The sequence below is a fragment of the Paracoccus alcaliphilus genome, from assembly GCF_028553725.1.
Lineage (GTDB): Bacteria > Pseudomonadota > Alphaproteobacteria > Rhodobacterales > Rhodobacteraceae > Paracoccus > Paracoccus alcaliphilus.
Window position 1 is genome coordinate 246,313 of sequence record NZ_CP067127.1, and the last position, 24,956, is coordinate 271,268.

At 60.8% G+C, this 24,956-nt stretch carries 27 protein-coding genes, 5 pseudogenes and 1 other annotated feature; of the genes and pseudogenes, 14 read left to right on the plus strand and 18 right to left on the minus strand.

What is annotated here, in order from left to right:
- Nucleotides 1-182 precede the first annotated feature (182 nt).
- Nucleotides 183-344, minus strand: a complete 162-nt coding sequence (locus tag JHW40_RS23275) for a hypothetical protein (RefSeq protein WP_170851708.1) — start codon at nt 342-344, stop codon at nt 183-185.
- A 221-nt stretch (nt 345-565) separates the two neighbouring features.
- Nucleotides 566-718, minus strand: coding sequence for a hypothetical protein (locus tag JHW40_RS23280; protein WP_170851707.1), 153 nt, complete (start codon nt 716-718; stop codon nt 566-568).
- Between the two features lie 86 nt (nt 719-804).
- On the opposite strand from JHW40_RS23280, the gene JHW40_RS23285 reads away from it, so the two are divergent.
- Genes JHW40_RS23285 through JHW40_RS23295 form a run of 3 tightly spaced genes read left to right on the plus strand, consistent with a single transcriptional unit; the run spans nt 805 to nt 1,893 of the window.
- Nucleotides 805-1,284 (plus strand): hypothetical protein, encoded by a 480-nt coding sequence (locus JHW40_RS23285; protein ID WP_090610303.1) that lies wholly within the window; start codon nt 805-807, stop codon nt 1,282-1,284.
- A 13-nt stretch (nt 1,285-1,297) separates the two neighbouring features.
- On the plus strand, nt 1,298-1,633 hold the full coding sequence (locus tag JHW40_RS23290; RefSeq protein WP_272849144.1) for a hypothetical protein: 336 nt from the start codon (nt 1,298-1,300) through the stop codon (nt 1,631-1,633).
- Nucleotides 1,634-1,641: 8 nt separating this feature from the next.
- Nucleotides 1,642-1,893, plus strand: a complete 252-nt coding sequence (locus JHW40_RS23295; protein WP_090610421.1) for a hypothetical protein — start codon at nt 1,642-1,644, stop codon at nt 1,891-1,893.
- A gap of 111 nt (nt 1,894-2,004) precedes the next feature.
- On the opposite strand, the gene JHW40_RS23300 is transcribed toward JHW40_RS23295, so the two are convergent.
- The 3 genes from JHW40_RS23300 to JHW40_RS23310 all read right to left on the minus strand — a co-directional run bounded on the left by JHW40_RS23300 (nt 2,005) and on the right by JHW40_RS23310 (nt 3,463).
- A complete protein-coding gene (locus JHW40_RS23300) occupies nt 2,005-2,448 on the minus strand; it encodes a c-type cytochrome (protein WP_272849145.1) in 444 nt (147 codons plus the stop codon).
- Between the two features lie 332 nt (nt 2,449-2,780).
- Complete coding sequence (locus JHW40_RS23305) at nt 2,781-3,143, minus strand: antibiotic biosynthesis monooxygenase family protein (protein WP_090610418.1); 363 nt, start codon at nt 3,141-3,143, stop codon at nt 2,781-2,783.
- Entirely contained in the window at nt 3,140-3,463 is a 324-nt protein-coding gene (locus JHW40_RS23310) for an NIPSNAP family protein (RefSeq protein WP_090610417.1), read from the minus strand. Before JHW40_RS23310 ends, JHW40_RS23305 begins: the two co-directional genes overlap by 4 nt.
- A gap of 73 nt (nt 3,464-3,536) precedes the next feature.
- On the opposite strand from JHW40_RS23310, the gene JHW40_RS23315 reads away from it, so the two are divergent.
- Both JHW40_RS23315 and JHW40_RS23320 read left to right on the plus strand, forming a co-directional pair.
- Nucleotides 3,537-4,202, plus strand: coding sequence for an ArsR/SmtB family transcription factor (locus JHW40_RS23315; protein ID WP_090610416.1), 666 nt, complete (start codon nt 3,537-3,539; stop codon nt 4,200-4,202).
- A 580-nt stretch (nt 4,203-4,782) separates the two neighbouring features.
- Nucleotides 4,783-5,311: pseudogene (locus JHW40_RS23320) on the plus strand (transposase); the annotation flags it as partial.
- Nucleotides 5,312-5,356: 45 nt separating this feature from the next.
- Here JHW40_RS23320 and JHW40_RS23325 read toward each other — a convergent pair.
- From JHW40_RS23325 to JHW40_RS23350, 6 genes are all read right to left on the minus strand, one after another.
- Nucleotides 5,357-6,289 carry an IS5-like element ISPpa3 family transposase gene (locus JHW40_RS23325; RefSeq protein ID WP_026155396.1) on the minus strand — a complete coding sequence of 311 codons (933 nt, stop codon included), beginning with the start codon at nt 6,287-6,289 and terminating at the stop codon, nt 5,357-5,359.
- The gene (locus JHW40_RS23330; protein WP_090617938.1) at nt 6,276-8,951 is read right to left on the minus strand and encodes an AAA family ATPase; all 2,676 of its coding nucleotides are present in this window, start codon (nt 8,949-8,951) and stop codon (nt 6,276-6,278) included. Before JHW40_RS23330 ends, JHW40_RS23325 begins: the two co-directional genes overlap by 14 nt.
- Nucleotides 8,952-9,082: 131 nt before the next feature.
- Entirely contained in the window at nt 9,083-10,075 is a 993-nt protein-coding gene (locus JHW40_RS23335) for a GIY-YIG nuclease family protein (RefSeq protein WP_244519402.1), read from the minus strand.
- Between the two features lie 218 nt (nt 10,076-10,293).
- The gene (locus JHW40_RS23340; RefSeq protein WP_090617936.1) at nt 10,294-10,821 is read right to left on the minus strand and encodes a hypothetical protein; all 528 of its coding nucleotides are present in this window, start codon (nt 10,819-10,821) and stop codon (nt 10,294-10,296) included.
- 233 nt (nt 10,822-11,054) lie between these two features.
- Nucleotides 11,055-11,318, minus strand: a complete 264-nt coding sequence (locus tag JHW40_RS23345) for a hypothetical protein (protein WP_170851995.1) — start codon at nt 11,316-11,318, stop codon at nt 11,055-11,057.
- 236 nt (nt 11,319-11,554) lie between these two features.
- Nucleotides 11,555-11,890, minus strand: coding sequence for a hypothetical protein (locus tag JHW40_RS23350; RefSeq protein WP_090617933.1), 336 nt, complete (start codon nt 11,888-11,890; stop codon nt 11,555-11,557).
- Between the two features lie 258 nt (nt 11,891-12,148).
- Between JHW40_RS23350 and JHW40_RS23355 the strand changes: the two genes are divergently transcribed.
- Complete coding sequence (locus tag JHW40_RS23355) at nt 12,149-13,027, plus strand: DNA-methyltransferase (RefSeq protein WP_090617931.1); 879 nt, start codon at nt 12,149-12,151, stop codon at nt 13,025-13,027.
- 8 nt (nt 13,028-13,035) lie between these two features.
- On the opposite strand, the pseudogene JHW40_RS24360 reads toward JHW40_RS23355, so the two are convergent.
- From JHW40_RS24360 to JHW40_RS23365, 3 genes and pseudogenes are all read right to left on the minus strand, one after another.
- A pseudogene (locus JHW40_RS24360) lies at nt 13,036-13,125 on the minus strand (transposase domain-containing protein); the annotation flags it as partial.
- 20 nt (nt 13,126-13,145) lie between these two features.
- Nucleotides 13,146-14,588: an IS4 family transposase gene (locus JHW40_RS23360; protein ID WP_272849146.1), complete on the minus strand. Its 1,443-nt coding sequence runs from the start codon at nt 14,586-14,588 to the stop codon at nt 13,146-13,148.
- A gap of 277 nt (nt 14,589-14,865) precedes the next feature.
- Nucleotides 14,866-15,126: pseudogene (locus JHW40_RS23365) on the minus strand (integrase core domain-containing protein); the annotation flags it as partial.
- A 197-nt stretch (nt 15,127-15,323) separates the two neighbouring features.
- Nucleotides 15,324-15,379 (plus strand) — a sequence feature (sul1 is cis-regulatory element that is thought to sense ions involved in sulfur or methionine metabolism; They are found in Alphaproteobacteria).
- 24 nt (nt 15,380-15,403) lie between these two features.
- Between JHW40_RS23365 and JHW40_RS23370 the strand changes: the two are divergent.
- From JHW40_RS23370 to JHW40_RS23390, 5 genes are all read left to right on the plus strand, one after another.
- Entirely contained in the window at nt 15,404-16,840 is a 1,437-nt protein-coding gene (locus JHW40_RS23370; protein ID WP_090617796.1) for a SulP family inorganic anion transporter, read from the plus strand.
- Nucleotides 16,824-17,033 (plus strand): hypothetical protein, encoded by a 210-nt coding sequence (locus JHW40_RS23375; protein ID WP_090617798.1) that lies wholly within the window; start codon nt 16,824-16,826, stop codon nt 17,031-17,033. The genes JHW40_RS23370 and JHW40_RS23375 overlap by 17 nt, the downstream gene beginning before the upstream one ends.
- A gap of 53 nt (nt 17,034-17,086) precedes the next feature.
- Complete coding sequence (locus JHW40_RS23380; RefSeq protein ID WP_090617800.1) at nt 17,087-17,878, plus strand: ISL3 family transposase; 792 nt, start codon at nt 17,087-17,089, stop codon at nt 17,876-17,878.
- Between the two features lie 65 nt (nt 17,879-17,943).
- Nucleotides 17,944-18,396: a hypothetical protein gene (locus tag JHW40_RS23385; protein WP_139208293.1), complete on the plus strand. Its 453-nt coding sequence runs from the start codon at nt 17,944-17,946 to the stop codon at nt 18,394-18,396.
- Complete coding sequence (locus JHW40_RS23390) at nt 18,396-18,842, plus strand: hypothetical protein (RefSeq protein WP_090617804.1); 447 nt, start codon at nt 18,396-18,398, stop codon at nt 18,840-18,842. Before JHW40_RS23385 ends, JHW40_RS23390 begins: the two co-directional genes overlap by 1 nt.
- A 135-nt stretch (nt 18,843-18,977) precedes the next feature.
- On the opposite strand, the pseudogene JHW40_RS23395 reads toward JHW40_RS23390, so the two are convergent.
- A pseudogene (locus JHW40_RS23395) lies at nt 18,978-20,228 on the minus strand (IS256-like element ISPpa1 family transposase).
- Nucleotides 20,229-20,761: 533 nt separating this feature from the next.
- Between JHW40_RS23395 and JHW40_RS23400 the strand changes: the two are divergent.
- Together JHW40_RS23400 and JHW40_RS23405 are read left to right on the plus strand one after the other, a co-directional pair.
- Complete coding sequence (locus JHW40_RS23400) at nt 20,762-22,402, plus strand: sodium:solute symporter family transporter (protein ID WP_090617806.1); 1,641 nt, start codon at nt 20,762-20,764, stop codon at nt 22,400-22,402.
- Nucleotides 22,403-22,414: 12 nt separating this feature from the next.
- Nucleotides 22,415-22,546, plus strand: a complete 132-nt coding sequence (locus tag JHW40_RS23405) for a putative transporter small subunit (protein ID WP_090617808.1) — start codon at nt 22,415-22,417, stop codon at nt 22,544-22,546.
- A 161-nt stretch (nt 22,547-22,707) separates the two neighbouring features.
- On the opposite strand, the gene JHW40_RS23410 is transcribed toward JHW40_RS23405, so the two are convergent.
- A protein-coding gene (locus tag JHW40_RS23410; protein ID WP_090617810.1) for an IS3 family transposase occupies nt 22,708-23,867 on the minus strand; the annotation gives its coding sequence in 2 pieces (ribosomal slippage) (nt 22,708-23,609 and nt 23,609-23,867; 1,161 coding nt in all).
- A gap of 101 nt (nt 23,868-23,968) precedes the next feature.
- Here JHW40_RS23410 and JHW40_RS23415 point away from each other — a divergent pair.
- Nucleotides 23,969-24,178 (plus strand): annotated as a pseudogene (locus JHW40_RS23415) (transposase domain-containing protein); the annotation flags it as partial.
- Between the two features lie 230 nt (nt 24,179-24,408).
- On the opposite strand, the gene JHW40_RS23420 reads toward JHW40_RS23415, so the two are convergent.
- Together JHW40_RS23420 and JHW40_RS23425 are read right to left on the minus strand one after the other, a co-directional pair.
- Nucleotides 24,409-24,651 (minus strand): hypothetical protein, encoded by a 243-nt coding sequence (locus JHW40_RS23420; protein ID WP_272849147.1) that lies wholly within the window; start codon nt 24,649-24,651, stop codon nt 24,409-24,411.
- A gap of 78 nt (nt 24,652-24,729) precedes the next feature.
- Complete coding sequence (locus JHW40_RS23425; protein ID WP_272849047.1) at nt 24,730-24,921, minus strand: hypothetical protein; 192 nt, start codon at nt 24,919-24,921, stop codon at nt 24,730-24,732.
- Between the last annotated feature and the right edge of the window lie 35 nt (nt 24,922-24,956).

Here is a 24,956-nt window from a genome sequence, read left to right on the forward strand (position 1 = left end):
TCATGCAACCGGGTGCCGAAGCTGTACGCAACCGAGTGCCGAACCAACTGAGAACCAGCAGGGGCAACCCGAGTCGCTCAGAGAGCCGTTCTTTCTCGCATCTCGCTCGGACGACAGCAAAGCGGCGAGGTTTCCCCCGCCGCGCAGTCGTGCATTTCGGCAATGATGGGATTGCCTGTCGCTCAGCCCGGAAGGCGGGACTTGCGTTGTTCCTCACTGGCCGCGGCATCCTTGCCCGGTTCGGCCTGCTGGGGCTCGTCGCCCAATTTTCCGGGCGCAGACTCGTTCTGCTGAGCCTGTTCGGGTTTCGAGGAATTTTCCTGATTGGTCTTGTCGGCACCCATGGTTGGGTCCTCCATATCGCGGGGCGGACAATACCGTCCCGTCGATACAGATATAGGTTCGCGCATCGCCGAATACATCCGGCTGGCGGCAACTATCGCGCAGGGCTCGGGGAACGTGGGGAACTTGCCCCTCCTGCCACGCCGCGAGACGCAAGGGCGCGACATGGATGTTATTCGGGCCGCTCATGAAAGAAGCGGCCCGAATGCGCACGGAAGTGCCGTTACGCCGAGAAATAGTGCCAGCTTTCGGCCTTGGGTTCAGCCGAACCGACGCGGCCATAGACCTCTGCAAGCATCGCGGAAACAGCCGTGAAGATGGCCAGGATGGCAGCGCGGGGACCCGAGGCGCGGCGTTGCATGGTTGCGGTCGTCATGGTTTAACCCTCCTTCAGTTTCGCAGGCCTGTGGAAGATGATGTGGCCTGCCTTCTCTATGGTATATGGTATCCCACGAATGAATTGTGAAGGGACAATTCTGCATTGCGGCATTGCACGGAGCGCATGGCTCGATCAGCGTCCTTGCTTACCCTCATGCCTTCCGCCCGCATCCGGGGCGGCTGAACCTGTCGACCGGGCTGGTGGCGCTGGCGTTGCTGGGCGAGGTGGTCGATCTGTCGCCCGCCGTCACCGCCTTGCTGTGGGCCGCTGCCTTTCTGTTGTGGCTGGCCGATTACTGGCCCGCTTCGCTGGTCCGGGTTTCTGTCTCATCGTCGCGTCTCGGTGGTTGCGATAGGCCAGAAGCCTTCCGTTACAAAATCAACTCGGCTGTTCCAGGGGCACTGACGGGGGACAACCGGATTCGCCCCCGCTGCCGAACCCTCCGGCAGGCCGGCAGGTGCCATCGGCCGCAAACTGCCCAAGGCGACGTGCAAATGGCAGGGTTGTGTCGGCGAAGGCCCGATTGTGATATGAAGCGCGACATATGCGACTTTTTCGAATGAAGAGGAGGTCCCATTGCGCCTGACCACACTTGGCCTCATGTCAATGATCGCAGCGGCCGGTTGTCACCTGCCGGCCCAGGCTGATGAACCGCTTTTCGATGAAGCGACCGAGAGCGATGATCGGCTGAAGGAACTTCATCATGATGCCGGCGATCTCTGCCTCAGGAACCCGAGCCGCGACGTCGAGGTCGTCGTCGCCTGCAAGGCGATGATCATCTACGGGCTGGCGCTGAACGAACGGGGCTGGTGCCACGGTCGTCACGACGAGGCCAATGCCGAGAAGGACTGGCATATCTGCGAGAGCGGTTCCAACAGGTTCTCACTCGATCATCTGACGGATTTCCAGTGAGGCACGCCATGCTGAAGAAAATCGCGCTCCTTCTCGTCGGGCTGGTCGTGCTTGTTCCGGCATGTGGGCTGCTGGGCTATGCCATCGGCTATCTCATCTCGATGTTCATCTACTCCGCGACTCTCGAACCTCATAGCTACGAACTGGACCGCGATCTCTTCGCTGCCGTCTATGGCATCATGTTCATCGGCAGTTTCCTCTATGTCGTCGCGGCAGGCTACGCGATCTTCCGGTTCGTTCGGGGCTTGCGGAAAGGCTGACCGAACTGGCACGACCTGCCTTCCCATGCGGGCGACATGCTCCACATCGACCGTGATCGGACCGGCATCGCGCCGGGATGATTGATCCGCGCCAGCCTGATTCAGATGCCGTTACTGCGCCTGAATGGATTCCAGATATTTGGCAAGTTCCACTAACCGCTCCGGCATCGGGGAGGGAGTACCGTCACCTGTGTCATAGGGAACCGGCGGGCTGTCGAGAGCTTCGGCAAATTCGGGCATCGTACGATCACTGGAGCCCATGGTGTAGCCATGGATTTTCCCCATGATCTGTAGTCGCGGGAATGTTCCGCCATTCCGTTGAGCGATTAGCGTCAGGTCGCTTGGTTTCGGCTCCATTCCGCCAGATGCGGGACCATCTCCGCGACCGGATGCGCCGTGGCAACTGGCACAATATACGGCGTAATCATCGTTAACGGTGTTCTGCGCAGGCTCCGGGGCACATGCCATCACCAGTACAGTTGTTGTTATCGCGATGCTGAGCGCAGGGCCCTTCTTGCCGATCATTTCTTGCTCCCATTCAGGTGGCTTGTTCATGGCAATTGCACAATGCCGCGGCCTGAAGCAATTCGCCAGTCACTGTTAAGCCACGTTTCCCGCAATTCGTCACGAGGTCACCGACCTGCAGCGTCATTGTTGATGTCATACAGCTTCAGCTTCTCCCACACTCCCAAGGAGAGGTTTCTGTGTCGGGGGCATCCGGATTGTACATTTTTGACAGATATTCTGTCCATTTGGCGCCTTTACCTCGCGGAACAGGAAATGTGCGACGGCAGCCCGGCCTTGGCTGAACACCCCGCCCCCCTCGAAAGATGCCCCGGCCTGCCCCATCGCCTCGCCAAGCCGCGCCAACGCACCGAAACTCAAGATCAAATATGGTCGGGGGCCGCTTTGTGGATCGCGCGGCTATCAGACGGAGCCTCTTTTCGAGAGTTCATGCTGTAGTCCCGCGTCACCGCCGCGATCCGCAGATGGTAATCGGCAAAGACGTGATTCCGGCCCGCAGCCTGCACGCGCCGATGTGCAGGCAGGTTACGCCAAGCCGCGACCGCTGCTTCGTCGCGCCAGAACGACAGTGACAGAACCTTGTCAAGGTTTGTGAGGCTCTGGAAACGCTCGATGGATATGAAGCCGTCAAGGTCCGCCAGCAGCGGGCGCAGTTCCGCAGCCAGATCGAGATATTCGGCCTGCGCCTCGCCGGGAACCCACGCCTCGAAAATGACGGCAATCATGAGCGAACCCCATGCGGTGCCGAGGCCAGTTTTACGAACAGGCGGTTTTCACGACGGATGAAGCCTTCACGTTTGGCAAACTCGTAATTCTCGCATCCCAGAGGATCAGCCGCCAGACGGGTGCGGTAGGCTTCGTAATCCGCCAGGGATGGCAGCGAATAGATACCATAGGCCGTCGAGGTGGAGCCTTCATGCGGGGCGAAATAGCCGATCAGTTCAGCCCCGCATCGCGGGCTGCATTCCCCCCAGTTGCGGGCATATTGCGCGAACAATTCGCTCCGGTTCGGGTCGATGTCATAGGTGATAACGCAGGTAATCATGGGTCTTTGCCTTTCTTGCTGACACCGGACTTAGCCGATTGGAGGCATCGAAAGGTTCGGTTAAGATCGAACCATGAGAGAAGGCCCTGATATTTCCCGCGTAGCGGCCCTCGTTGCGGACACTGCCCGCAGTGCCATGCTGATAGCGCTGATGGACGGGCGCGCGCTGACCGCGACCGAACTGGCCGGGCTGGCCGGGATCACGAAGCAAACCGCCAGCTCTCATCTTGCCAAGCTTGTGGATGGCGAGGTGCTGACGGTCGAGGCACAGGGGCGCCACCGATATTTCCGTCTGTCCGGTCCCCATGTCGCCGATCTCATTGAAGCCCTGATGGTCTTTTCCAGCGATGCCGTGCCACCTCTGCGCATCGGCCCGCGCGATCCCAGCTTACGCAAGGCCCGTATCTGTTACGACCATCTGGCTGGTGAGATGGGCGTCCGTCTTTTTGAGCGAATGCAGGCAGATCGGTGGTTGCAGGATGATCTGACCGTAACAGAGCGCGGCAACGACAAGCTGGCCGAGATTGGTCTGGACTTTAGGGACTTGCCGCCACGCAACCGCCCCCTATGCCGCGCCTGCCTTGATTGGAGCCAACGGCGACAGCATCTCGCCGGACGATTGGGCAAGGCTATATTGGAACGCCTGCTAGCGCAGGCTTGGGCGCGGCGGTTGCCAGATTCACGCATCGTCAGCTTTAGCCCTGAAGGTGAGCGGCGCTTCAATGGATGGCTCGGCTGACCGACCGCTCCGTCCCGCATTACTGCCATCCCGGCGCATCGATACGCAAAGCGCGTAGTGGGCGCTAAGCCGCACCTAACTGGCTGACTGGCCTCGTGGAAAGACAACGAATCACCGGCTTACAGTCGCACCACCGATATGGATGCCGCACGACAAACAGGCAGCACGGCTGAAGGGTGGCCGAACTTTTCGGGGTTCTTTGCACCGTGTATGGACGCTCCCTTTGATACAAGTGAATTTTAGGGGTGATCGAGCATGTGATCAGGTGCGGTCGTGTATCCGGCCTTGCAGATGTGGCCTTTCATGCGCCGCTGGCCGGTTCTCTGATTGCGGCCTTGTCAAGCGGGGGCATGGATATTCCGTCCGGGGTCATGGTTCTCTCCGAGGTCACTCTTGTTGCGCCTCATGATGGTTTTCGTCGGTGGGTCGTCGCAATGTATGGTGCGGGTTCGCAGATTGACCCGCATCCCATCGGCCCGCGCGAGATCGACCAACCTCCGCCCCCTCGGAACTCTGCTCCCCGGTGATCCTCCCCCAGTGAAGTGGTCCGCCGTTATGATTAGGAAACGGAGGATCGAGAATGGCCAACAAGCGACCGAAGCCGGAAGAGATTGTCTCGAAGTTGCGGCAGGTTGAGGTTCTGATGGGGCAAGGCCTGTCCCGTCTTGATGCGATCAGGCGGATCGGCGTTGTCGAACAGACTTATTACCGCTGGCGCAAGCAATATGGTGGGATGGGCGTAGATCAGTTGAAGGAACTGAAGCGGCTTCAGCAGGAGAATGAACGGCTCAGGCGTGCTGTTTCGGATCTGACCCTGGACAAGCTGATCCTGACGGAGGCGGCTCGGGGAACCGCAGGTCCGCGCAGCGAAACTTCTGAGCCCCGCTCGCCGCCGGGCCTGCATTGACCATGTCCGGGGTGAGTTGGGCGTTTCCGAGCGTCGGGCCTGCCAGGTGCTGCGCCAGCATCGCTCCACGCAGCGCAAGTTGCCGCAAGGGCGAGCGGATGAAGATCGCCTGGTCGCCGACATGATCGAACTGGCCCGACAATATGGCCGCTATGGCTATCGTCGGATTGCGGCTCTGTTGCGGGATGCCGGAGGCGTTGTTGCAGAAGTCAGTGTGTGAGCGCAGTTTTCCCTTTCCGCGTTGAGTTCATGCCACGCGTTTGATCTCGGCGGATCCGAGGGCATTGAAGCGGTTCATGAGGGCGATGCGGATATGGATTTCGGCGGTCTGGCGGTCCGGGTCTCGTGATGAGATGCGTTCACCGAAGGCCTTGAGGCAGCGCATCCTTGCCTCGATCCTGCTTCGGACGTGATAACCTGACCAGCGCTTCCATATGGCCCTGCCCAAGCGCTGGGTTGCCCGGAGGATCTCGTTGCGCGCCCTGGCTGCGGGGCAATCCTCCTTCCAGAGACGGCCATTCCTCCGGATCGGGATGATAGCGGTGCCGCCTCGATCCAGGATCGCGGTGTGGCAGCGTCGGGTGTCAAAGGCACCGTCGCCGGTGACGGTGCCGATCTGTTCATCCTCTGGGATCTGGTTGAGCAGGTCGGGCAGAACAGGGCTGTCGCCTTCACGGCTTGAGGTGAATTCGACGGCGCGGATGTCACCTGTAGCCGTGTCCATCGCCAGATGAACCTTACGATATTGGCGTCGGCGATGCGGGCCATGCTTGCGGGCAAGCCATTCCCCATCACCAAGAAACTTGATCCCGGTGCTGTCCACCAGCAGGTTCAGCGGCCCCGGCGCACGGCGGCTCGTGATCTGAACCGTGATGCGCTTCTGCCTGCGGCTCAGGGTCGAGAAATCGGGCACCCGCCAGTCGAGCCCGGCCATCGAAAGGATGCTCGCCACCATCCCTGTCGTTTGCCGCAGAGGCAGGCCGAACAGAACCTTCACCATCAAGCAGAACTGGATCGCGGCATCAGAGAAGACCGGCGGCCGACCATTGCATCCGGATTTGGGTGCGCGCCAAACCATGTCCTTGTCCAGCCAGATCAGAAGGGACCCGCGCCGCTTCAAGGCATCGTTGTAGGACTTCCAGTTCATCGTGCGGTAGCGGGTCGGCTCAGGCTTGCTCATACTCGCCCCTTAGCCCACTGGATTCGCAGTGTGAATCCCTCAGAAAACGGAGTTCTGCAACAACGCCGATCTCCAATGCCCGTTTCCGTTCTTCGGGGGGCAACCAGCCGTCGGCGAGCCGCCAGTTGCGGAAAAACAACCAGTCCAGTTCATGGCGTCCGACGAAAATCAGTCCTTTACGCACCGATTCCACAGTCAGCGGTAGGTCGATCGCGGTTCGGGCCATGCTCAGTGAGTAACTCCTGCTGATGGGCTTTTCGTCTGGCCAACCCCTCGGCCACATCCGCATCGGTGATGGTGACGAGCCGGACGAGGTCGGCGCGGATAGGGGTGACTCTGCTGGAGCGTTGTCGATCGCCTGAGACTGCATCTCGGGAACGCTTGACGCATGTCGGTGATCACCGTCACCCGATACAGATTGATCGGCGCGGCGATCCGTAGCCTGATTGTTGTGGTGCCGGACAGCGGCGACCTTTGCCAGCCAAGAACGGAGTTCCGGCCCTGCCAGTTCACGCTGCTCCAGCAGGGCTTTCGCCATCTCGCGCAGCAGATCAACATGGTTGCTGAGGATCTCTGTCACGCGTTCTTCCGCCCCCTCGAGCCGTTGGCGCACACGTGTATGGACAACAGGGTTGCGCAGCAACTCGTGATCTGGCGCTGCAGTCCAGACCGGCCCATCGGCACCAAGACCGAGAATCACATCGATCGCGAGTGCAAGCCGTGTTGCCTGTGCGAGGTCGGATTCCGCCGCGCCGCCGGCACCGCCCGAGACATCGCCCAGGATCATTCGCTCGGCGGCACGCCCGGCCAGCGCGTGCGCGATCTCGGCTTCGATATCGCTCAGCACGGCCTGCTGTGGGCCGCTCAGCCGAATTGTCTGGCCGCCATCGGGCAGGATCAGCAGACGCTGGACGGATCCGCATCCCAGTGCCGCGCAGGCAATCGCATGGCCGCATTCATGCACCGCCACGCGCCAGTCGGTCGCCGCCTGTGCGGGGTCGCTGCCGATGCCGAGATGGCGGCGGATCGCATTGACCGATAGCGACGTCCTGCCGTGCCGCGCATCGGAACGCGCGGCACGGATTGCGGCATCCATTGCTGCGGCGCTCTGGCCGACGCATGTCGTCGCCAGTGCAAAGAGGTCATCACCGGCGATCTCGTCGTGCAGGTGCTGCCGCAGGATGCCGAGGATCGTGGCGCGATCCGGCATCGGCATGACGACTTTGATGTCGAATCGTCCGGCACGCAGCACCGCCGGATCGATGCGATCCGGATGATTGCAGGCACCGATGACGATGACGCCTTCCTCCTGTGCGATGCTGTTCATCTCGCCAAGGAATCCGTTGATGACTTGCATCTGGTAGCGGCTGCCATGCGTATCGCCGCTCTCACGCGAGCCCACCGCGTCGATCTCGTCGATGAACAGGATGCTGGGCGCCAGCCGGCGTGCCTCGGAGAAGCTCTTGCGCATCTCACGCAGCATGTCGCCTAAGTGCCCGGCACTTTGCCAACCGGCAAAACTTGCCTCCACCATCGCGATGCCGGCGGTGTTGCCCATCGCCCTGGCCAGCCAGGTCTTGCCGGTGCCTGGTGGGCCATAGAGCAGCATCGAGTGCGACAGTTCCGTCCATTTGATCTTGCCATCTTGCCACAGCCGCAGATCGGCGATCAACCGGCGTGCCGCGTTGAGCGCCGGGCCATTGCCGGTCATCACATCGAGATCGGGACCGTCGGGCTGTGTGTATGCGCAGAGTTCTGCGAGGCGCTCTGCCACTGCGCGCGCCGTCGCGGCACGCAACGCCAGCCGCAAGCTGGTGAAAGGCAGCGCTGACAATAGGCGATCATCAGGCAAAACATCACGCAGCACATCCTCATCGATACAGCCGGACGCATTGTGGCTGTGACGCAGATGCGCAATCAGCACCTCTCGATTCAGGGGCGTCAGACGCATGACATTCGGAATGCCCCGTTGCATGCCGGACGGCAGGCAGGAGGCATCCGGTGCCAACAGGATCAGGCCGCCATTGCGCTCCAAAGCCTTGTTGATCCCACGATGGAAGGCCTGCTGTCCGGTCGCAGTGATCTCGTCACCGCGCGCATCGGGCGCGAGCAGGATCATCGTATCATCAGGGCCATAGTGCTTCGGCTCTGTTGTCACCGGCACGCCGGGCGCAAACAATCGCTGCCGAATGAGTCCCATGGCAAGCTCGAGATGGGCGGGAGCGATGCCGGTGATCAGGGTAATGGCACCGGGTTCTGTATAGCGCTGCAGATTGGTCTCGCTGCCGATGGTGGCCGCCAAGCGGATCGCCATCGACAACCGGTGCGCCGGCAAGCGCGTGACGGGACGCATGTCATCCGCAATTAGGGCCGCATCCGCACCTGTATCACTCAGCGCATCCGCCGCACCGTCTGACAGCAGAAGCGGTTTGCCTTCCGGATCGGACGATTTGTCGGACAGATTATTCGCCAGCTCTCTCTGGGTTTTCGTTTGCAGGAACGGTGGCAACTCGTTGATGGGATCAGGATCGTCACGAGCGCCTGCCAGGCCCCGCGCTTTGTCGCGCGCCTCCTCCTGTGCCGCGTGCTCGGCCGCCAGTCGTGCAGCAATGGCATCCGCATAAGGTCGCCATGAAGGATCAGGGTTAACTTGATTGGGCATGAGGGTATCTCCCCGGAAAAATGGAAAACATGTCGGGGCAGGGCGCGCCGCAGGTGCGCGCCCGTGCAGTCATGGATGGGGCGTGGATGTGTGTGCTGCGGGGCGAAGCCGATCCGCTGCGCGCTGCGCGCTCAGGCGGCTGCGGCTTGTGTTTCGATGCCGTCGAGCATCGACAGGATCAGTGGCGTCAGTGTCGCATCATAAATCTCCGAGCGAACGCGGATCTGGCCGCGATAGAGAAGGGGATCGACAACCGCATCCGGATGCGTCTCGCGCAATTCGGTATGCAGCCCCTTCTCGGTGCGGATCGCCTGATGGCCCGATGCCATTTCGACCACCCGCAAGATCTCGCAGGGCATGGTCCGCGCGATGCGCAGCTGATGCAGCAAGCGCGACTCGGGATCACGGGAATAGCCCAGCTTCACCAGGTCGCGGCCGTTCGCTAGCGTGAAGCTCATCGCATAGAGATAGCTGCGCGATGCTGCCCAGCCTTCACCGCAGCAGCTGCATTCGAACCGGCCCGTCCGCATATTGACGCGGGCGATGCGCTGTTGGGCGCCGCAACCATCAGCATGTGCGTAGAGCCTGTAGTTCGGATCGCCCTCGGGATCGGGGCCCACCAGCATCCAGCCGCGTTTGCGCGCCTCACGCGCTTCGGTGGCGGCATGGCAGGTCTCGCAGCGCAAATCGGTGACCCCAGCGGCGACCCGGCGAATGATTTCATGCTGGCGGCGAACGTCGTGGCCGCAGGATGCGCGATAGAAGCTATACTGCCTGTGCTCCGGGTCGCGGCGCAGATGTGTCACGCCTGCCGCTTCCGCATCGCGCTGCAACCGCGCCAGCATGCAGGCCGGGCATTGCGGCTGGACCGACATCACAGTGTAAATGCGGCTGGCATGGACATGGCTGCACGCATGGCAGCGCAGTGCGAGATGATAGCGATCCAGGATGCGCCCGGTGATGTCGAAGCCTTTGGCGTTTGCAGTCGCGTGCCAATGCGCATGGATGGCGCCGGGGTAGAAGGAAAACTGTTCGGGGTGAGAGGTGACCATGTCGTTCGGGATGATGGTCCGGTTCTGGAGCACGGGCGACTGGCGGCGGGGGCGGTGGCTGTTCAGATTCATATTGATATCCTTTACGGAAAAAGGGATCGCACAGGCATGCGGCGGCCACTGCCGGACCCGTTGCGGAACCCGACAGTTCGATTCTGTTGAAAGCAGGGCTGACAGAGGTGCCGCGGTTGCGCGTAAAGTCTGCGCAAGCCGATGGCATCGCCGTGATCACGCATCCGAGGACCGCTGGTCGCGGTCATCGGTGATGCGCTATTCGCCGGGAAGAGATGTCAGGCCGCCAGAGGATCGGGCCAGATGTCGAGTTCGGGATCCGGGTCGTCATGCGATTGATAGGGATCCAGCGATGCGAGCTCCATCGCACGATCCTGCGCGATCAGGATCAATTCCTGAATATGCCAGTCCGTTTCGCCATGATCGGGGTCGGCATCGAATTGCGGATCCTGGATCAACCGCAGGGCGTGATGCAGCTCATGCGGCGCCTCGGATCCCAGCAGCATGTGGATCGCGGAAGACATCCGGATCAACGGCAGATCAACGGCGTGCTGCGGATGGGTATCGCTGATCACGCGCAGCAGATCGGTCACCAGTTGATGAGCATGTTCTGCGTCGGTCAGCCAGGGCCGATATGCGGGATCCCAGACATCGACGTCTGCGATATCGCGCTCGGCACCGATCAGCGACGCCAGCGCATCGAGCAGGCGCGAGAAGCTGTTCGTGATGACGGTATCGGTGAAGCTGCCCGGATGGGGCAGGCCTTCAGTCGCCTCGATGGGCGTGGTATGTGCGGCATTAGCCATATGCGGTCTCCTCAGACGAGATCGTTGTGGTCAGAGCAGAGGTGAGGGGGGCAACCCTTGCCTTTGCTCGCACATTATGACATCGTAAAATCGATTAATCAATAGAGAAATGCGATGTCATGCAAGAAAAACGTAAAATGGGTCGTCCACGTCTTGATACGGAACCCATAACTCTTCGATTGCCGCGTACCATGATCGAAACAATTGATGATCTGCGTCGTGATGAGGCTGACCTACCGACACGCCCCGAAATGATTCGGCGGCTGCTTGAGAGAGTCATCGGCAAGCGGGAAACCTGATGTTGGCAAGGATGGCAGGCAGAATTGCGAACCAGCATTTTTGATTCCGGGAACGCATTTTTCTGCACGGCTATCCAGTGGAGATGCCAACTGCTGACCTTTGCTGAAGGCCACCATTTTCTCTTCCGGGCCGGCATTTTCTGACAGGGATTCCTGGTGGTCTTCTGCTGTCCGATAAACGGGATCAGGATGCTCCATTCCATATTATCGGACCGGGACGAATCTCCGCCGTGCCGATCTCGGGGTGAGCTTTCCGGTCGCATTACCAATTTCGATAAATGTTGGAATGCATGTTCAGCTTGCTGAAATCAAAAGATAATAATTTTATCGGATATGAAAAATGATCGCACGCTGATGCCGATCAGGGAGAGCGATAAAAACCTGCGGCATCCGGGAGGCGGGGCAGGGCTCTCCCCGCCTCCTGAAGAAGAAATTTATGCTGAAACCTCGCCTGTCGAAAAGTTCTGAGGCGTCACCGAGGCCTTCTTGCTGGCCGGGTTGCGCCGTATCGGGCGGACCGGTCGTGACGATGCCTGCGCCTGTCCGGCTGCACGCAGATAGCTGCCAAGGGTGCTTGCGGAAATCTTCAGGCCGCCGGCCTCAAGTTTCTCTGCCAGATCGGCATAAGTGTAGCCGCGCTCCCGGATTGCCACCTTCAGTTCAGGTGCGAGTGCGGTAATGATGTCGCGCGCTGTCGGCTGCGTGATGGCCTTGGGTGGCAGGGCCGTGAGTGTCGCGCGCAGGGCGTCGATGTCGATGCTTGTCGTCATATGTCGTCTCCATGACGGGTTAAGAACGACAATATTAATAAGCCCAATTTTGCAGGATGCGACAACTGGATTCGCGTAATCCACATGAATCGTTCGGGGTGATATGGGGATGGCTGGAGAAATATCGCACCATCTCTCGGAACCCGCCGAACCATTATTTGCGCGGTCGAATCCTGTGGATTACACGCTCAGACTTGTTTCCAGCCGGAATTTGGCGACTATTATTCCTGTCGGCTAATAAACGGAGTGCCGACAAAAATGACAATTTTTAATCCAAAATTCCCGACGACTGAACACTCGACTCACACCCTTCCTGTGCTTGTTCAGGAAAAATGCGAGGTGCCACAGAAGAACCATGGCGCTATTCAGAACGTCATGATCGGCGATTGCCTCGATATCCTCCCGACGATCAAAACCAACAGTGTGGATGTGGTGATCACCTCTCCGCCGTATAATATCGGTGTGGCCTATCGCAGCTACAATGACTGCCGTCCGCGCGATGAATATCTGGCATGGATGAATGCGATAGCAGCCGAAATCGCGCGCGTTCTGGTCGGTGATGGCGCCGCTTACATCAATCTCGGCGCCGGGCCCGATCCCTGGATTGCCGCGGATGTCGCGGGTCAGTTCAGAGCGCATCTGACGTTGCAGAACCGAATCTCATGGGTGAAATCCATCGCGATTGATGATCGGACGCGGGGACATTTCAAGCCGATCAACAGCAGGCGCTTTCTGAACCGGACGCACGAGGAAATTCTGCATTTTACCCGCCATGGCGATGTGCAGATCGATCGCCAGGCAATCGGCGTGCCTTATGAGGACAAGAGCAACATCAGTCGCTGGCAGCACGCGAAAAGCGACAGGCGATGTGCCGGCAACACGTGGTTCATTCCTTATGAAACCGTCCGCAGCGGGGCAGGGAAGCATGGTCATCCCGCCACCTTTCCTCTGGAATTGCCGCTGCGGTGCCTGCGGATGCATGGCAAAACGACAGGTGTTGTTCTGGATCCGTTCGTCGGGTCAGGCACCACGCTGGTGGCGGCCCAAAGGCTGGGCTGGAACGCGATCGGCATCGAAATCGATGAGGCATATGCGGCGGTGGCGCTCGACCGGCTTACGGAAAACAGTGTTGCGTAACAGTTCAAGTTCCACGACAGCAGATCGTCAATCTTTGCCTGCGGGTGGCCGGCGGCGACGGCTTCCAAGGTTGCCTTGAGATAGGCGAATGGTTGTAACGTCCCGGTTGGCCTTGCGATTACCCACAAGTGGACCCTTGGCCTATCTCGGCTCCGAGCTGGATATCGGCGAGGCGGCGTAGTCCTCTCCATATGACGGTGTTGCCGGGGGGCGGATCAGACATTCTGGCGAGATAGCCGCCGAGGCGCGCAAGCTTTGTCAGATAGAGCAGAAGCGTGCCCGGCCTCGCTCCTCGATTGCCGGCATCTCCGACGAGCCTGTCGAGGATGGCGATCTCCGCGGGGGTCAAGGCGGTCTCCGGGTCAGCTTCGGGACTGGCGCGCGCCATCATGGTTGTCCAAAACACGCGCCAACTAACGATGCAAAAGACAGCCACGAGGTTGGCAAGGCGATCGGCGGTGCGCAGCTTGGCATCCTCGGCGCGGCAGCCCGACTTGAGGATCTTGTGGAAGACCTCGATCTTCCAGCGCATGGCGTACCAGCGGATCTTCTCGATGGCCTCCTCGCGGGACGTCACCTCCAGATCGGTTACCAGCTTCCACAGGATGGGTTTGCGGCCGGGAGGTTGGGCAAGTTCAATCGCGTGAATGACCGTGAGATCAAGCGACGGGTAGCGCTTCTGCTTGCCGATCGGCGGGCGGACATGGATCCGCTTGTAACGGATGTCGAGGGTGATCCGCTCAATCGCATCGTCATCGCCGCGCAGTTCGATCACATGCGTGCCGGCGCTTTCGGCCGCGGCCATCTCACTTTTCACCGTATGTCCCCCGTTTCCGGCAAGCCGGTCGACCACGGTGCGCACGACGAAATGGGTTCCAAGCTCCCGGGCCAGGCAATAAAGTTCGTAGATGTCGCTTTCCCTGTCGCCGACATGCACACAGCGCTCGGGCTGTCCGAGCAGGGCGAGTGACTGGCGCAGGTTGTCGAGCCATCGGATGCTTTCCTTCGTCTCGATGGGAACTCTGGTAGGGTTGATCTTGCGTTTGAGTTGAGCCGTGCCCTTGAATTTGTCCCGGTTCCAGAATTTGACGGCGGCCAGCCCGAGGGGCAGTCCTTCCGTGGTGACGGCCAGGCTGGAATGCATCAGTATGCCGCACACTGCGTGATGGCGCAGACGCCCTTTACTGTCGCGACCGCTATTGACGCTCTTGGTGAAACCCACGTCATGCGGGTTACGGCGCTGGTAGGTGAACTCGGTGGTATCCTGCAGGAGCAGGACCGTGCCGCCGGTCGCCGAGTACCGGGTTCTCGTGGCATCGAAATGACCGCTCAGGATATCGCCCTCCTCGACCCGTGGATTGGAGAAGAACCGATAGGCTGCCTTCGTGCTGGCCCAGTCCTGGCAGGCGAGCGGGATCGTCCCGCCCATCCGGTCGCTCAGACACCTGAGAAGTTCCACGAACCGGTTGCCGAGGCGGGCATCCTTGAAGGCGCCCACATTCACCTCGCGCTCCGACCAATGGCTGCCGTCAGGTGGAAAATTCTCGGATCCGGCAGACATCGCGCACCTCATCAAGGAATTCGGGTGCTCGAAGACGAATCATAAGTGATTCTTTCGAATCAAGATTTTTCTCTCTCAAACATCAAATCGATTCAGATATTTGTGGGTAATAGCAAGCGCGGATGGCAGGTTACACAGCCTGAAAGACAGCAAGCACAACCCCGCCCTGCTGGTCGCGTTCCTGTCCAACCGCTGCCCCTTCGTCCGTCGTTCTGAGAGGTGGTCCGGGGTTTTTGACCAGTTTGCCGCCTCGCTAAGCTCTGGCATGGGTTTCATGTCAGGCTGCGGCTTTCAGGTTCTGGTTGGGAGTATCATAGGCTTCAGCGGGCGACAGCAACCCCTGCGATGAGTGCGGAAGTTTTTCGTTGTAATAGCTGATCCAGGCGCCGATCCCCTTGCGGGCTTGCGAACCGGTCTCGAAGGCGTTCAGGTAGACGCATTCGTATTTCAGCGACCGCCACAACCTTTCGATCATCCGGTTGTCGATCCAGCGGCCACGGCCGTCCATGGAGATCTTCACCTTGGCGTCGAGCAGCACCTCATGCGATACCTCTGTTTCCGTGAAAACGAGGCTGGCGATCGCTGACGTTCGGGATCCAATTCGCCGCTTCCCTTGCGTCATGCGACCAAATATGACCAACCTGTGAGAGTTGGCCTGCCATGTGGCGGGAAGGACACATACCGCAGGTCCCGGCTTGGCATTCCGGACGCTATCGGCTAGGGGGTCCGCAATCGCATGGACCCGGTGCAAGTCCGGGTGGCTATTCCGGCCGCCGATCCGCCGGACAATGCATCCCAGACACGCCTTTCACATCATGAGTAGCACACGGCACTATCTTCGCCAGTGGCGGGAAAACCCTGTCCGCGAAATCCTTGCCGGGGCGGTGGCGACATTCGCCCTGATCCCCGAAGTCATCGCATTTTCTTTCACCGCAGGCGTCGATCCTGCGGTCGGGCTTTATGCCTCGTTTATCATCAGCATCGTCGTCGCGGTCTTTGGCGGCCGGCCGGCGATGATATCGGCTGCGGCGGGTTCGGTCGCGCTGGTCGTGGCCCCTTTGGTGCGCGAACACGGTGTCGAGTATCTTTTCGCGGCGGGGCTGCTGGCGGGGCTGTTTCAGTTCCTGTTCGGCTTTGCCAGACTGGCGACGCTGATGCGATATGTCTCGAACTCGGTCCGCACCGGATTCGTCAATGCGCTGGCCATCCTGATCTTTGCCGCCCAACTGCCGCATATCCTGAACGCGGGCCTAGCGGGTTATGGTATGATCGCTCTGGGGCTGACGATCATCTATCTGGCACCACGGCTGACGACAAAAATCCCCGGCCCGCTGATCTGCGTCGTGCTGCTGACCGCGATCTGTTCGGCAGCCGGGATCGACGTGCCGCGCGTCAGCGATCTGGGCCGATTGCCCGAGGGGTTGCCGGCCTTCGGATTGCCCGATGTGCCCCTAGGCCTTGATCTGCTGAACATCATCTTTCTGCCTGCGTTGGCCATCGCCATGGTGGGGCTGCTGGAAAGCCTGATGACAGCCGGGGTGGTTGATGACCTGACCGGCACGCCATCGGATAAGAACGCCGAGTCGCGGGGGCTGGGGCTTGCCAATGTCGCGGCCAGCCTGTTCGGCGGCATCGCGGGCTGCGGGATGATCGGCCAGACGGTATCGAACGTGAAATATGGCGGGCGCGGGCGGCTTTCGACGCTGGCCGCCGGTGGGATGCTGCTGCTGTTGATTGTCGCAGCGAAGGATCTGGTCGGGCGGGTGCCGGTGGCGGCACTGGTCGCGATCATGGTCATGGTTTCGATCGATACGCTGGACTGGGGCTCTCTGCGGCGGTTGCGGCGCACGCCCGCCTTGTCCAACCTTGTCATGCTGGCCACCGTGGCGGTGACGATCCTCAGCCACAACCTCTCGCTGGGGGTGCTGGTCGGCGTGCTGATGAGCGGGGTCTTCTTCGCCGCCAAGGTCGTGCGAATGCAGCATGTGCGGCGCGAGGGTGACCATTACACGGTCGATGGGCAGATCTTCTTCGCCTCGGCGGATGCTTTCATCGATTCCTTCGATCCGGTGGATCACGAGGGCCCGGTGACGATTGATCTATCGCGCGCGAAGCTGTGGGATATCACGGCAATCGCCGCGGTGGAGAAGGTGCGGGACCGCTTTGCGAAACATGGTCTGGCGGTGACGGTTCTGGGCCTGCATCCCGGGGGAAGGCCCATCCAGACACAACCAGATGCGCGAGCCCTATAGGGGAAAGGTAATCAGCCGCCCGGTTGCGGGATGGGTGCGCATCCGCCAGAGCATGGTCAGCCTGCACATGGCCCGGGCGCTCGAGACGCTGGACCAGACCCCCAGCCGATTGGAGAAGGGTGAGATCAGCGCAATCGAGGTGTCAATCGGCGTTGAAGAGTGCCCCCTGATCGGCGTCGAAAAGGGGCTCTGACGCAGATTGTGTGATGTCTGTATGCGCCAGCTCTACATTCAGCGTGTTTGTTCATGGAGGTGGACATCATGCAGGCACGCTACGATACCAAGCTCTTGCCTGAGGGGGTGCGCGCAACCGGATACAAGGTGGACGGCGCGGTGATTTCGGTTGATGCGGAGATGATCCGGTCCGAAGCGTTCTGTCCGGAGTGCGGCTTCCGTTCGGCGCGCCGACATGGGCGCTATGTCCGCAGTATCACAGATCTGCCCGCCCACGGCCGAACTGTTCAGCTGCGCCTTTCGGTTCGGCGGTTCCGATGTCTGATTGCGCAATGCCAGGTCAAGACGTTTAGCGAGGCAGTCCCGGTCTCTCTCGCGCAGCCGCATGGTCGGCGAACGGGCCGCTTCCAGGATCTTGTTGCATATCTTGGTCGGGCCATGGGGGGCCGGCCTGCCCAGGCACTTGGGCGTCGCATTCTGCTGCGCGTCAGCAAAGACACCTTCCTGCGAGGCGCTGTGCGACCGGCGAATGAGCCGTTTTCGCGACCGCGTGTCGTCGGCATTGACGACTGGGCGTGGCGCAAGGGGCAACGCTACGGCACCCTGGTCTGCGATCTCGAGCGCCGCGCTGTCATCGACCTCCTGCCGGATCGCGAGCCCGCGACCGTGGCCGCCTGGCTGCGACGTCATCCGCAGATCGAGATTGTCGCGCGGGATTGGAATGGCGGGTATGGCCGGGCAATCTCACAAGCTCTTCCGGACGCCATACAGGTCGCCGACCGCTGGCACCTTCTCCAGAACGCAAGCGATGCGTTCCTGTCCGCAGTCCGCCGCGCGATGTCGCAAAACCGCAAGGTGGCCTAACCGATGCCAGCGGCGCCCCCGTCGAGGTCGCCACGCAGCAAAGCTATTCGCTGTCAGTCGGCGATATGACCCGGTCCAGCCTGATCGTGCCCTCTGCATGGGTGGTTGGGTCCGGACGGACGATAGACGGCGGTGAAGCGACCCACACGCCGTGCACGGCAAGCGAGCTGGCCCAACCCCTCGCGGCGCAGGTGGGGCGCTGGTACCGCATTGGCTTCGCGGTGTCGGATCGCACGGCAGGGGCGGTGGCGCCCCGCCTGTCGGGTGGCTCGCTGCGGCCCGGTACCGCGATCTCGGTCGATGGACAGGTCACCGATCGCATTCAAGCCGTCACCGGCAACGATACCTTAGAATTCTCCGCCGACGCAGCCTTCGACGGAGCCGTCAGCGACATCCTTCTCAATCTCGAAACCGCCGCCTGTCTCGACGCCGGCACCCATTATCTGTGGCTCGAGCCACAGAACGCTGATGGCGTGCCTGGCCCGATCAACGCCCCCCTGACCATTGAGGTGATCTGATGGCCGGAGTTACCACTCTGAACCTTCCGCAATCCAACCTTGCGGATGATGTGATCGTGAACTGGCAGGGCTCTACCCGGTTGATCCCGATCGCGCGCCTCGTGGCGTTGCTGATGGCGGAGGTCGGGCCGGCCCATGAGACCCGCGTCCAGCTGTTTGCCGATCTGGACTGGGCCACCGGCTCGGCCGGTCGCGTCTACGGTGACGGCAACAGCAACTTCAACGGCATCTATCGCAAGAACGGGGTTTTCGGTGGCGGCAACTGGACACGGATCGGCGACCTGCCCACACGGCTTGAACGTAGCGCACGCATTCGGCACAGGGCGAAGAGGTGTAAGAAGCCGACGACTCCATGGGCAAAAGATCGAAACGATCCGGATCGGGAAAACCAGATAGCAACTGCGAGCAACCGAGCTCGAGACACAGATGTGGACCCGCTTCGCTGATCACCATCCCGGCCAGCGGCTTCTGAAAATTGCCGCACATAATACAGGCCTGACAGAAGACCGCACTCGATCACCTGCCCCAAGAGAAGAGGCCTTGCTCAATGGGAGATATGCGCAGAAGTTGGTGACGCCTGCTCAGGCGGCGGCTTGAAGGTGGCGGAGGCCGTCGCGGAATTCAATCCCCTGGATGATTTCCGGCAGGCGGTTCTGACCGTCGAGCTTGCGCTATTTCTTCTGCGCGGACATCATCAGTCGGAATGCCATGGCGAGCCCGGTCTTGCGGCTCAGGCAGCCCTTGGTTCGTCTGGTCCGATGCCGGACGGTGGCGAAGGTGCTTTCGAACGGGTTTGACGTCCGGATGTGTTTCCAATGCTCGGCCGGGAAGTCATAGAAGGTGAGCAGCGCATCGCGGTCCTTGACCAGCTTGGCGAGCGCTTTTTCGTATTTGACCCCATAGGTTTCGATGAAATAATCGAAGGCGGCGTTGGCTTGGACCTTCGTCTCGGCCAGCCAGATGTCATGCAGATGCCCCTTGGCCTTGACCTGCAGCGATTTCGGCAGCGCGTTGAGCACGTTCATGGTCTTGTGGACCCAGCAACGCTGTTCCCGTGTCGTAGCGAACACCTCACGCAAGGCAGCCCAGAAGCCGAGAGCGCCGTCACCGATGGCAAGCTTCGGATCCTGTTTCAGGCCACGGCGTTTGAGATCGAGCAGCAATTCCCGCCAGCTCTGCGTGCTTTCGCGGAAGCCGTCTGTCATGGCCAGCAGCTCCTTGCGGCCATATTCATCGGCACCGACGATCACCAGAACGCACTGTTTCTCCTCGGCCATCCGGGGTTTGAAATAAACCCCATCCGCCCAGATGCAGAGGAAGCGGCGCATGCCGAGGTCACGCCTTTGCCAGGCTTCATAGTCGTTCCACCAGTCGGCTTTCAGCCGCGAGATCGTCGCCGCCGACAGACCCTGCGCCTGCGGACCGAGCAGCGCCGCCAGGGCTTCGCTGAAATCCCCGGTCGACACGCCCTTGAGATAAAGCCATGGCAGCAGTTCTGCGACCGATTTCGTCTTGCGCAGGTATCGCGGCAAAATGCTTGGCGTGAAACTGATCCGGTCCTCGCCCGCCCCACGATCCCGAACGCGAGGCACCTTCACCGACACCGGGCCGATGCCGGTCAGCACCTCACGCTCGGGCAGATGCCCATGCCGGACCAGCCGGGCGCGACCGTCTTCCAGCCTGTCGGCCGCGTGGCGTTCAAGCAGGACCGCCAGTTCGGCTTCGACAGCCTGACGGATCAACTGCCGCGCCCCGTCGCGCACCAGATCGGTCAACGGGTCGGAGGAAAATCCCGATGGATCGGGCAGATGGGTGATGGTAGAGCCTGACATGTGGCATATCCCTTTCTCGGCTGAGAATTGACAGCGTCTGAACACCGCCTTGATATGCCGCCTTTTAGGGCATCACCAACTTTCGCGCGTTACTCGCTCAATGGGCGGCAACCACAGAAGTTGCTAAAGCATTTTTACTGAACCCTGAATCGTTTGGGGTTCCGTCGCAGCGCGGTTCGGCGATCAGTTGCAGCGTCCCGTCGGGCAGCGGCCAAGAAATCTGCCCTGTTCTGTTCAGCGAGACTGACCCCGGCAGGCCTGCATTTCGGGCAGTTTGGCGGACCCTATAACCAAGGGATGATGCCCATCGGGTTGCACAATCGGGGCAAAAGGTTAAAAGACCCTCAAGTCAACCTCCCGATTTTGTGAGTGCCGCCGGGCGAAACCCGTGGCACTCCTGAATGCTTCGCCGCCGATCAGGCCAGGGCAGAGCAATGAAAAAACCCTGCGGTCCGTGACGTGCAGCCTTTGGCTGCCCGCCTGCTGTCGTGTGTTTCGGTCCGCCTCGATGTCAACAACCGGCTACAGGTGCAATGCAACTTCAACAACTTGGAACACCGCTCACCCTTCTTCTTCTCATTCTCTTTTTCGGCGTGACCTTCCTCATCACCCTGTCGATCGGGCGCAAACAGGAAAACGCCGACCATTACATGACCGCAGGCAACCGCGTTGGCTTCGGTATCTCGGCGGCGTCGATGACCGCCACCTGGATTTGGGCCTCGTCGCTTTATGCCTCGGCCACCTCGGGTTATACCTATGGCGTCTCCGGGCCGATCCATTACGGGCTGTGGGGGGCGCTGATGATCCTGTTCATCTATCCCTTCGGGCGACGTATCCGCAGCCTTGCTCCGCGCGCCCATACGCTGGCGGAAATCCTGCATGTGCGCCACGGGCGATCCAGCCAACTGATCCTCGCAGGGTCGAACATTCTGGGTAGCCTGCTCAGCCTGACGTCGAACTTCATCGCGGGCGGGGCGCTGATCGCGATGCTGTCGCCGCTATCTTTCTCGACCGGCATCCTGCTGATCGCGACGGGGGTGCTGCTGTACACGCTGTGGTCGGGCATCCGGGCCTCGATCCTGACTGATTTTCTGCAGGTCTGCGCGATGCTGGGCGCGGTCGTTGTCATCGTTCCGGTCATCTTCTTCGCCGCCGGCGGTCCCGCCATCTTCGAGACCGGCGCTATCAATCTGTCTGCCCAGCAGCAGAGTTTCTTTTCGTCCGAGGCGTTCCTCAATCAAGGCGCGCCCTATATTGCCGCCGTTCTGGCCTATGCCATCGGCAACCAGACCATCGCGCAGCGCCTGTTCGCCGTGCGCGAGGACAAGATCAAGCAGACCTTCGTCACCGCCACCGTGGGTTACGGCGCGACGGTGATCGGCGTTGGAATGCTGGGCGTTCTGGCGCTGTATCTGGGTGTCGAGCCGATGGATGGCGACGTCAACAATCTGGTGCCGCAACTGGCCGCCACCTATTTGAATGTCGGCATCCTGTGCTTGTTCTTCATCATGGTGATCGGTTCGATGGCCTCGACCGCAGACAGTGATTTGTCGGCCCTGTCCTCGATCATGATGACAGATGTATATGGCCGCAACATCGCCCGGCCCGGTCAGGCAAAGCCCCGGGTGATGCTGCTGATCGGGCGGTTGACGATGATTCTGGCCACCGGTACCGCCGTCTATATCGCGTCGAACCGGCTGAACATTCTTGAACTGCTGGTGTTGGTTGGCGCGATCTGGGGGGCGCTGGTCTTTCCGGTGATCGCCAGCTTCTATTGGAACCGGGTGTCCAATACGGCCTTTTCCGCGGCGGTGCTGACGGCGCTGGCGGTGTTCTTTCCGGTCCGTTTCGGCTGGATCGCGCTGAGCGGGCCGGTCGCGATCCTGACCGACCTGCTGGCGGTGATCGGTGTCGGCGTCATTGCCGGGCTGATGGCCTTCGGCTTTTTCGGCCTGCGGGTTGGGATCGCGGCGGCTGTCGTGGTCGCGATGGCGGTGCTGCCCTTCGGCATGGGCTTTCTGCATCTTTACCCGGTGCTGACGGCCTCGCTGCTGGCCTATGCAATCAGCACGGTTCTTTGCGTCGGCATTTCGCTGACCACGACCGAGCGTTTCGACTTTGCCCGCATCGCCGAGGAAACCGGCCGCTTTGACAAATCACCTGCACAATCCTGAGGAGACCGCATCATGTCCACCAGTTTTCTGACCTTCTATGTCCTGATCTGGCCGGTGATCGTCGCCGGGGTGCTGGCGGTCATCGCCCGCGCCTTCTTCGGCGAGATGCGCAAGGCCCGCAAGGAAGGGCGTTCAATGATCTGACCCTTTGTCGCGGGGCCGTCGTTTTAGACCCGTCTAGCCGCCCGCACTCAGGGGGCGTTGATGCTGTGACTGCCCCCCGACGGCATCTGGACCTGTCCCGGTTTCGTTCCGGTCGGGTGCTCATGTTAAGCGGCCTGACCTGCCCCCCTTTGTTCCGTCGATCATAACGAGAGTCTGCGGGTTTGAGATTGGTAGTCGGCGGGTGGTTTCATGACAAGCGCGCCGGTCGCGGAGCCATCAGGTAGCGCAAGCGCGCGGCGCGCTTCGAGGGGCGTCAGGTTGCCGAGCGAGCAATGCGGCCTGACGGCATTATAGTCGTAGCGCCAGAGTGCGACCTTGCGGCGGGCGTCTTCGAGGGTGTCAAAGATCTCCTCGTTTAGCAACTCGTCGCGCAGGCTGCCGTTGAAGCTTTCGATGAAGGCGTTCTGCTGCGGCTTGCCGGGGTCGATATAGTGCCAGGTGACGTTGTTCTGGTCTGCCCACTTCAGGATGGCCCGACTGGTGAACTCGGTGCCGTTGTCGCTTACGATGCAGGTGGGCTTGCCATAGATCCGCACCAGTGCATCCAACTCGCGCACCACCCTCGCGCCCGAGAGGCTGGTGTCGGCGATCAGGCACAGGTTCTCGCGGCAGCAATCGTCGATCACCGCCAAGATGCGGAACTTGCGTGACGCCCCGAACGTGTCCGCCACAAAGTCCAGCGACCAGCGCTGGTTCGGTATCAGGGCCGGCGGCATCGGCGTGCGTGTGCCGCGGGCGCGCTTGCGGCCCCGCCTGCGTCGGACCGACAGCCCTTCTTCGCGGTAGAGACGATACAGCTTCTTCGGTTTCATCAGCATGCCTTTACGCTCCAGCAACAGCCCGATCCGCCGATAGCCGAACCGACGGCGCACGGCTGCGATCTCCTGCATGGCCTTGCGGATCTCCGGATTGTCGGGTGGACGCTCGCGCCGCACCGTCTTCGGATCGACACCGATCAGGATGCAGGCCCGGCGTTGCGAGATATCATGATCCCGCATCGCCCTGAGCACTGCCTCCCGCCGCACCTTCGGTGTCGTCAGGGCTTTCCCAGAAGATCCTTCAGCACGATGTTGTCCAGCATCGCGTCCGCCAGCAGACGCTTCAGCTTGCCGTTCTCGTCCTCCAGCGTCTTCAGCCGCTGCGCATCAGACACGTCCATGCCGCCATACTTGGCCTTGAGCTTGTAGAACGTTGCGGGGCTCAGGCCATGACGGCGACAGACTTCCGCTGTCGCCATGCCGGCCTCCTGTTCCTTGATCATTCCGATGATCTGCGCCTCGGTGAAGCGGCTTTTCCTCATATCGTCTGCTCCTTCGCGGTGAAGCAAACCCTACATCAAAGCGAGGGACATTCCGGGGGGCAGGTCAACCTCAACAAATTGCCCGACATGGGCAGAATGAACGGGTGATGACCATCACGAGGAAGAACAGCCTGTTCGCCGGGTCAGATGGCGGCGGTCGGACATGGGCCTCCATCTCCACGCTCTTGCAGACCTGCAAAATGAACAGCGTCGTCCCCGTCGTGTGGCTGACCCAGACCTTGGAGCGCATTGCCAATCAATGGCAAAGCGCAAACATCGACGCTCTCATGCCATGGAACTACAAGGCCTGAACGGTCTCCGCTTCCCGCTTACGAACAGATAGATGATGCAGTGGAAGAATTTCCCTCCCAAAGCGCTTGTTCAGGCAATTACAAAAAAAATGGCGATGCGGGGCGTCAGATGCTGCATCGCGACAAGAACGCCAAACAAGTCGCCTTGTTCCGCCTACTTGCGAAGTTTGAAACGGCACCCCGGAGCAGGCGCGAGACCGGCCGGGCCCGGCTTGCTTCCATGGGTTGAGTCAGCAGTCTTCGCTCTTATCGACCATTCCTGGCCGGTCCCGGTTCTCGCACATGGCAGTGTCGGGCTTCCGGCCACCCGGCTCGACGGGATTGTCGGCATCTTGCCGAATGTCTTTCTGCTTGGCCGGATTGAGCGTGTCGAACTCTTTCGGATCGTGCGGGACGCCCTCATGTTTACCCTGGCCATTCTCCCGCTCGGGATCGGTCGCTGGGTTGTGCTGCTTCGGTCGTTCTCTGGTCATGGGTCAAACCTCCATGCCTGTAACTTGGGGGGCGGGCATATGTTCCCGTCGTCTGCGGGCGCCGCCCACGCGCCTTCGTCAGTGCTGGCCGACCTGGGACAAGCCCTGTGGAACCTTGATTCCCGCTTTCGCTGCTTCGTCGGTCAAGCGATCATGGATTTTCCGGAAATCCTTGTTGTGGCGGTAGGTGCCGAGAACGGTCAGGATCACCGCCCATTCATGGGGCGAAACGGCAGGACGGAAGATGCGCGGGGTGGATTTATGGGGCATGACAATAAACCATGATAAGCGAAAACCTGCCTAAG

Bases quoted from the DNA above. Each gene is read 5' to 3' on its own strand.
- JHW40_RS23275 (WP_170851708.1), bottom strand. From the start codon at position 344: ATGGGTGCCGACAAGACCAATCAGGAAAATTCCTCGAAACCCGAACAG.
- JHW40_RS23280 (WP_170851707.1), bottom strand. From the start codon at position 718: ATGACGACCGCAACCATGCAACGCCGCGCCTCGGGTCCCCGCGCTGCC.
- JHW40_RS23295 (WP_090610421.1), top strand. From the start codon at position 1,642: ATGCTGAAGAAAATCGCGCTCCTTCTCGTCGGGCTGGTCGTGCTTGTT.
- JHW40_RS23300 (WP_272849145.1), bottom strand. From the start codon at position 2,448: ATGAACAAGCCACCTGAATGGGAGCAAGAAATGATCGGCAAGAAGGGC.
- JHW40_RS23305 (WP_090610418.1), bottom strand. From the start codon at position 3,143: ATGATTGCCGTCATTTTCGAGGCGTGGGTTCCCGGCGAGGCGCAGGCC.
- JHW40_RS23310 (WP_090610417.1), bottom strand. From the start codon at position 3,463: ATGATTACCTGCGTTATCACCTATGACATCGACCCGAACCGGAGCGAA.
- JHW40_RS23315 (WP_090610416.1), top strand. From the start codon at position 3,537: ATGAGAGAAGGCCCTGATATTTCCCGCGTAGCGGCCCTCGTTGCGGAC.
- JHW40_RS23325 (WP_026155396.1), bottom strand. From the start codon at position 6,289: ATGAGCAAGCCTGAGCCGACCCGCTACCGCACGATGAACTGGAAGTCC.
- JHW40_RS23330 (WP_090617938.1), bottom strand. From the start codon at position 8,951: ATGCCCAATCAAGTTAACCCTGATCCTTCATGGCGACCTTATGCGGAT.
- JHW40_RS23335 (WP_244519402.1), bottom strand. From the start codon at position 10,075: ATGAATCTGAACAGCCACCGCCCCCGCCGCCAGTCGCCCGTGCTCCAG.
- JHW40_RS23340 (WP_090617936.1), bottom strand. From the start codon at position 10,821: ATGGCTAATGCCGCACATACCACGCCCATCGAGGCGACTGAAGGCCTG.
- JHW40_RS23345 (WP_170851995.1), bottom strand. From the start codon at position 11,318: ATGGAGCATCCTGATCCCGTTTATCGGACAGCAGAAGACCACCAGGAA.
- JHW40_RS23350 (WP_090617933.1), bottom strand. From the start codon at position 11,890: ATGACGACAAGCATCGACATCGACGCCCTGCGCGCGACACTCACGGCC.
- JHW40_RS23355 (WP_090617931.1), top strand. From the start codon at position 12,149: ATGACAATTTTTAATCCAAAATTCCCGACGACTGAACACTCGACTCAC.
- JHW40_RS23360 (WP_272849146.1), bottom strand. From the start codon at position 14,588: ATGTCTGCCGGATCCGAGAATTTTCCACCTGACGGCAGCCATTGGTCG.
- JHW40_RS23370 (WP_090617796.1), top strand. From the start codon at position 15,404: ATGAGTAGCACACGGCACTATCTTCGCCAGTGGCGGGAAAACCCTGTC.
- JHW40_RS23375 (WP_090617798.1), top strand. From the start codon at position 16,824: ATGCGCGAGCCCTATAGGGGAAAGGTAATCAGCCGCCCGGTTGCGGGA.
- JHW40_RS23380 (WP_090617800.1), top strand. From the start codon at position 17,087: ATGGAGGTGGACATCATGCAGGCACGCTACGATACCAAGCTCTTGCCT.
- JHW40_RS23385 (WP_139208293.1), top strand. From the start codon at position 17,944: ATGACCCGGTCCAGCCTGATCGTGCCCTCTGCATGGGTGGTTGGGTCC.
- JHW40_RS23390 (WP_090617804.1), top strand. From the start codon at position 18,396: ATGGCCGGAGTTACCACTCTGAACCTTCCGCAATCCAACCTTGCGGAT.
- JHW40_RS23400 (WP_090617806.1), top strand. From the start codon at position 20,762: ATGCAACTTCAACAACTTGGAACACCGCTCACCCTTCTTCTTCTCATT.
- JHW40_RS23405 (WP_090617808.1), top strand. From the start codon at position 22,415: ATGTCCACCAGTTTTCTGACCTTCTATGTCCTGATCTGGCCGGTGATC.
- JHW40_RS23420 (WP_272849147.1), bottom strand. From the start codon at position 24,651: ATGACCAGAGAACGACCGAAGCAGCACAACCCAGCGACCGATCCCGAG.
- JHW40_RS23425 (WP_272849047.1), bottom strand. From the start codon at position 24,921: ATGCCCCATAAATCCACCCCGCGCATCTTCCGTCCTGCCGTTTCGCCC.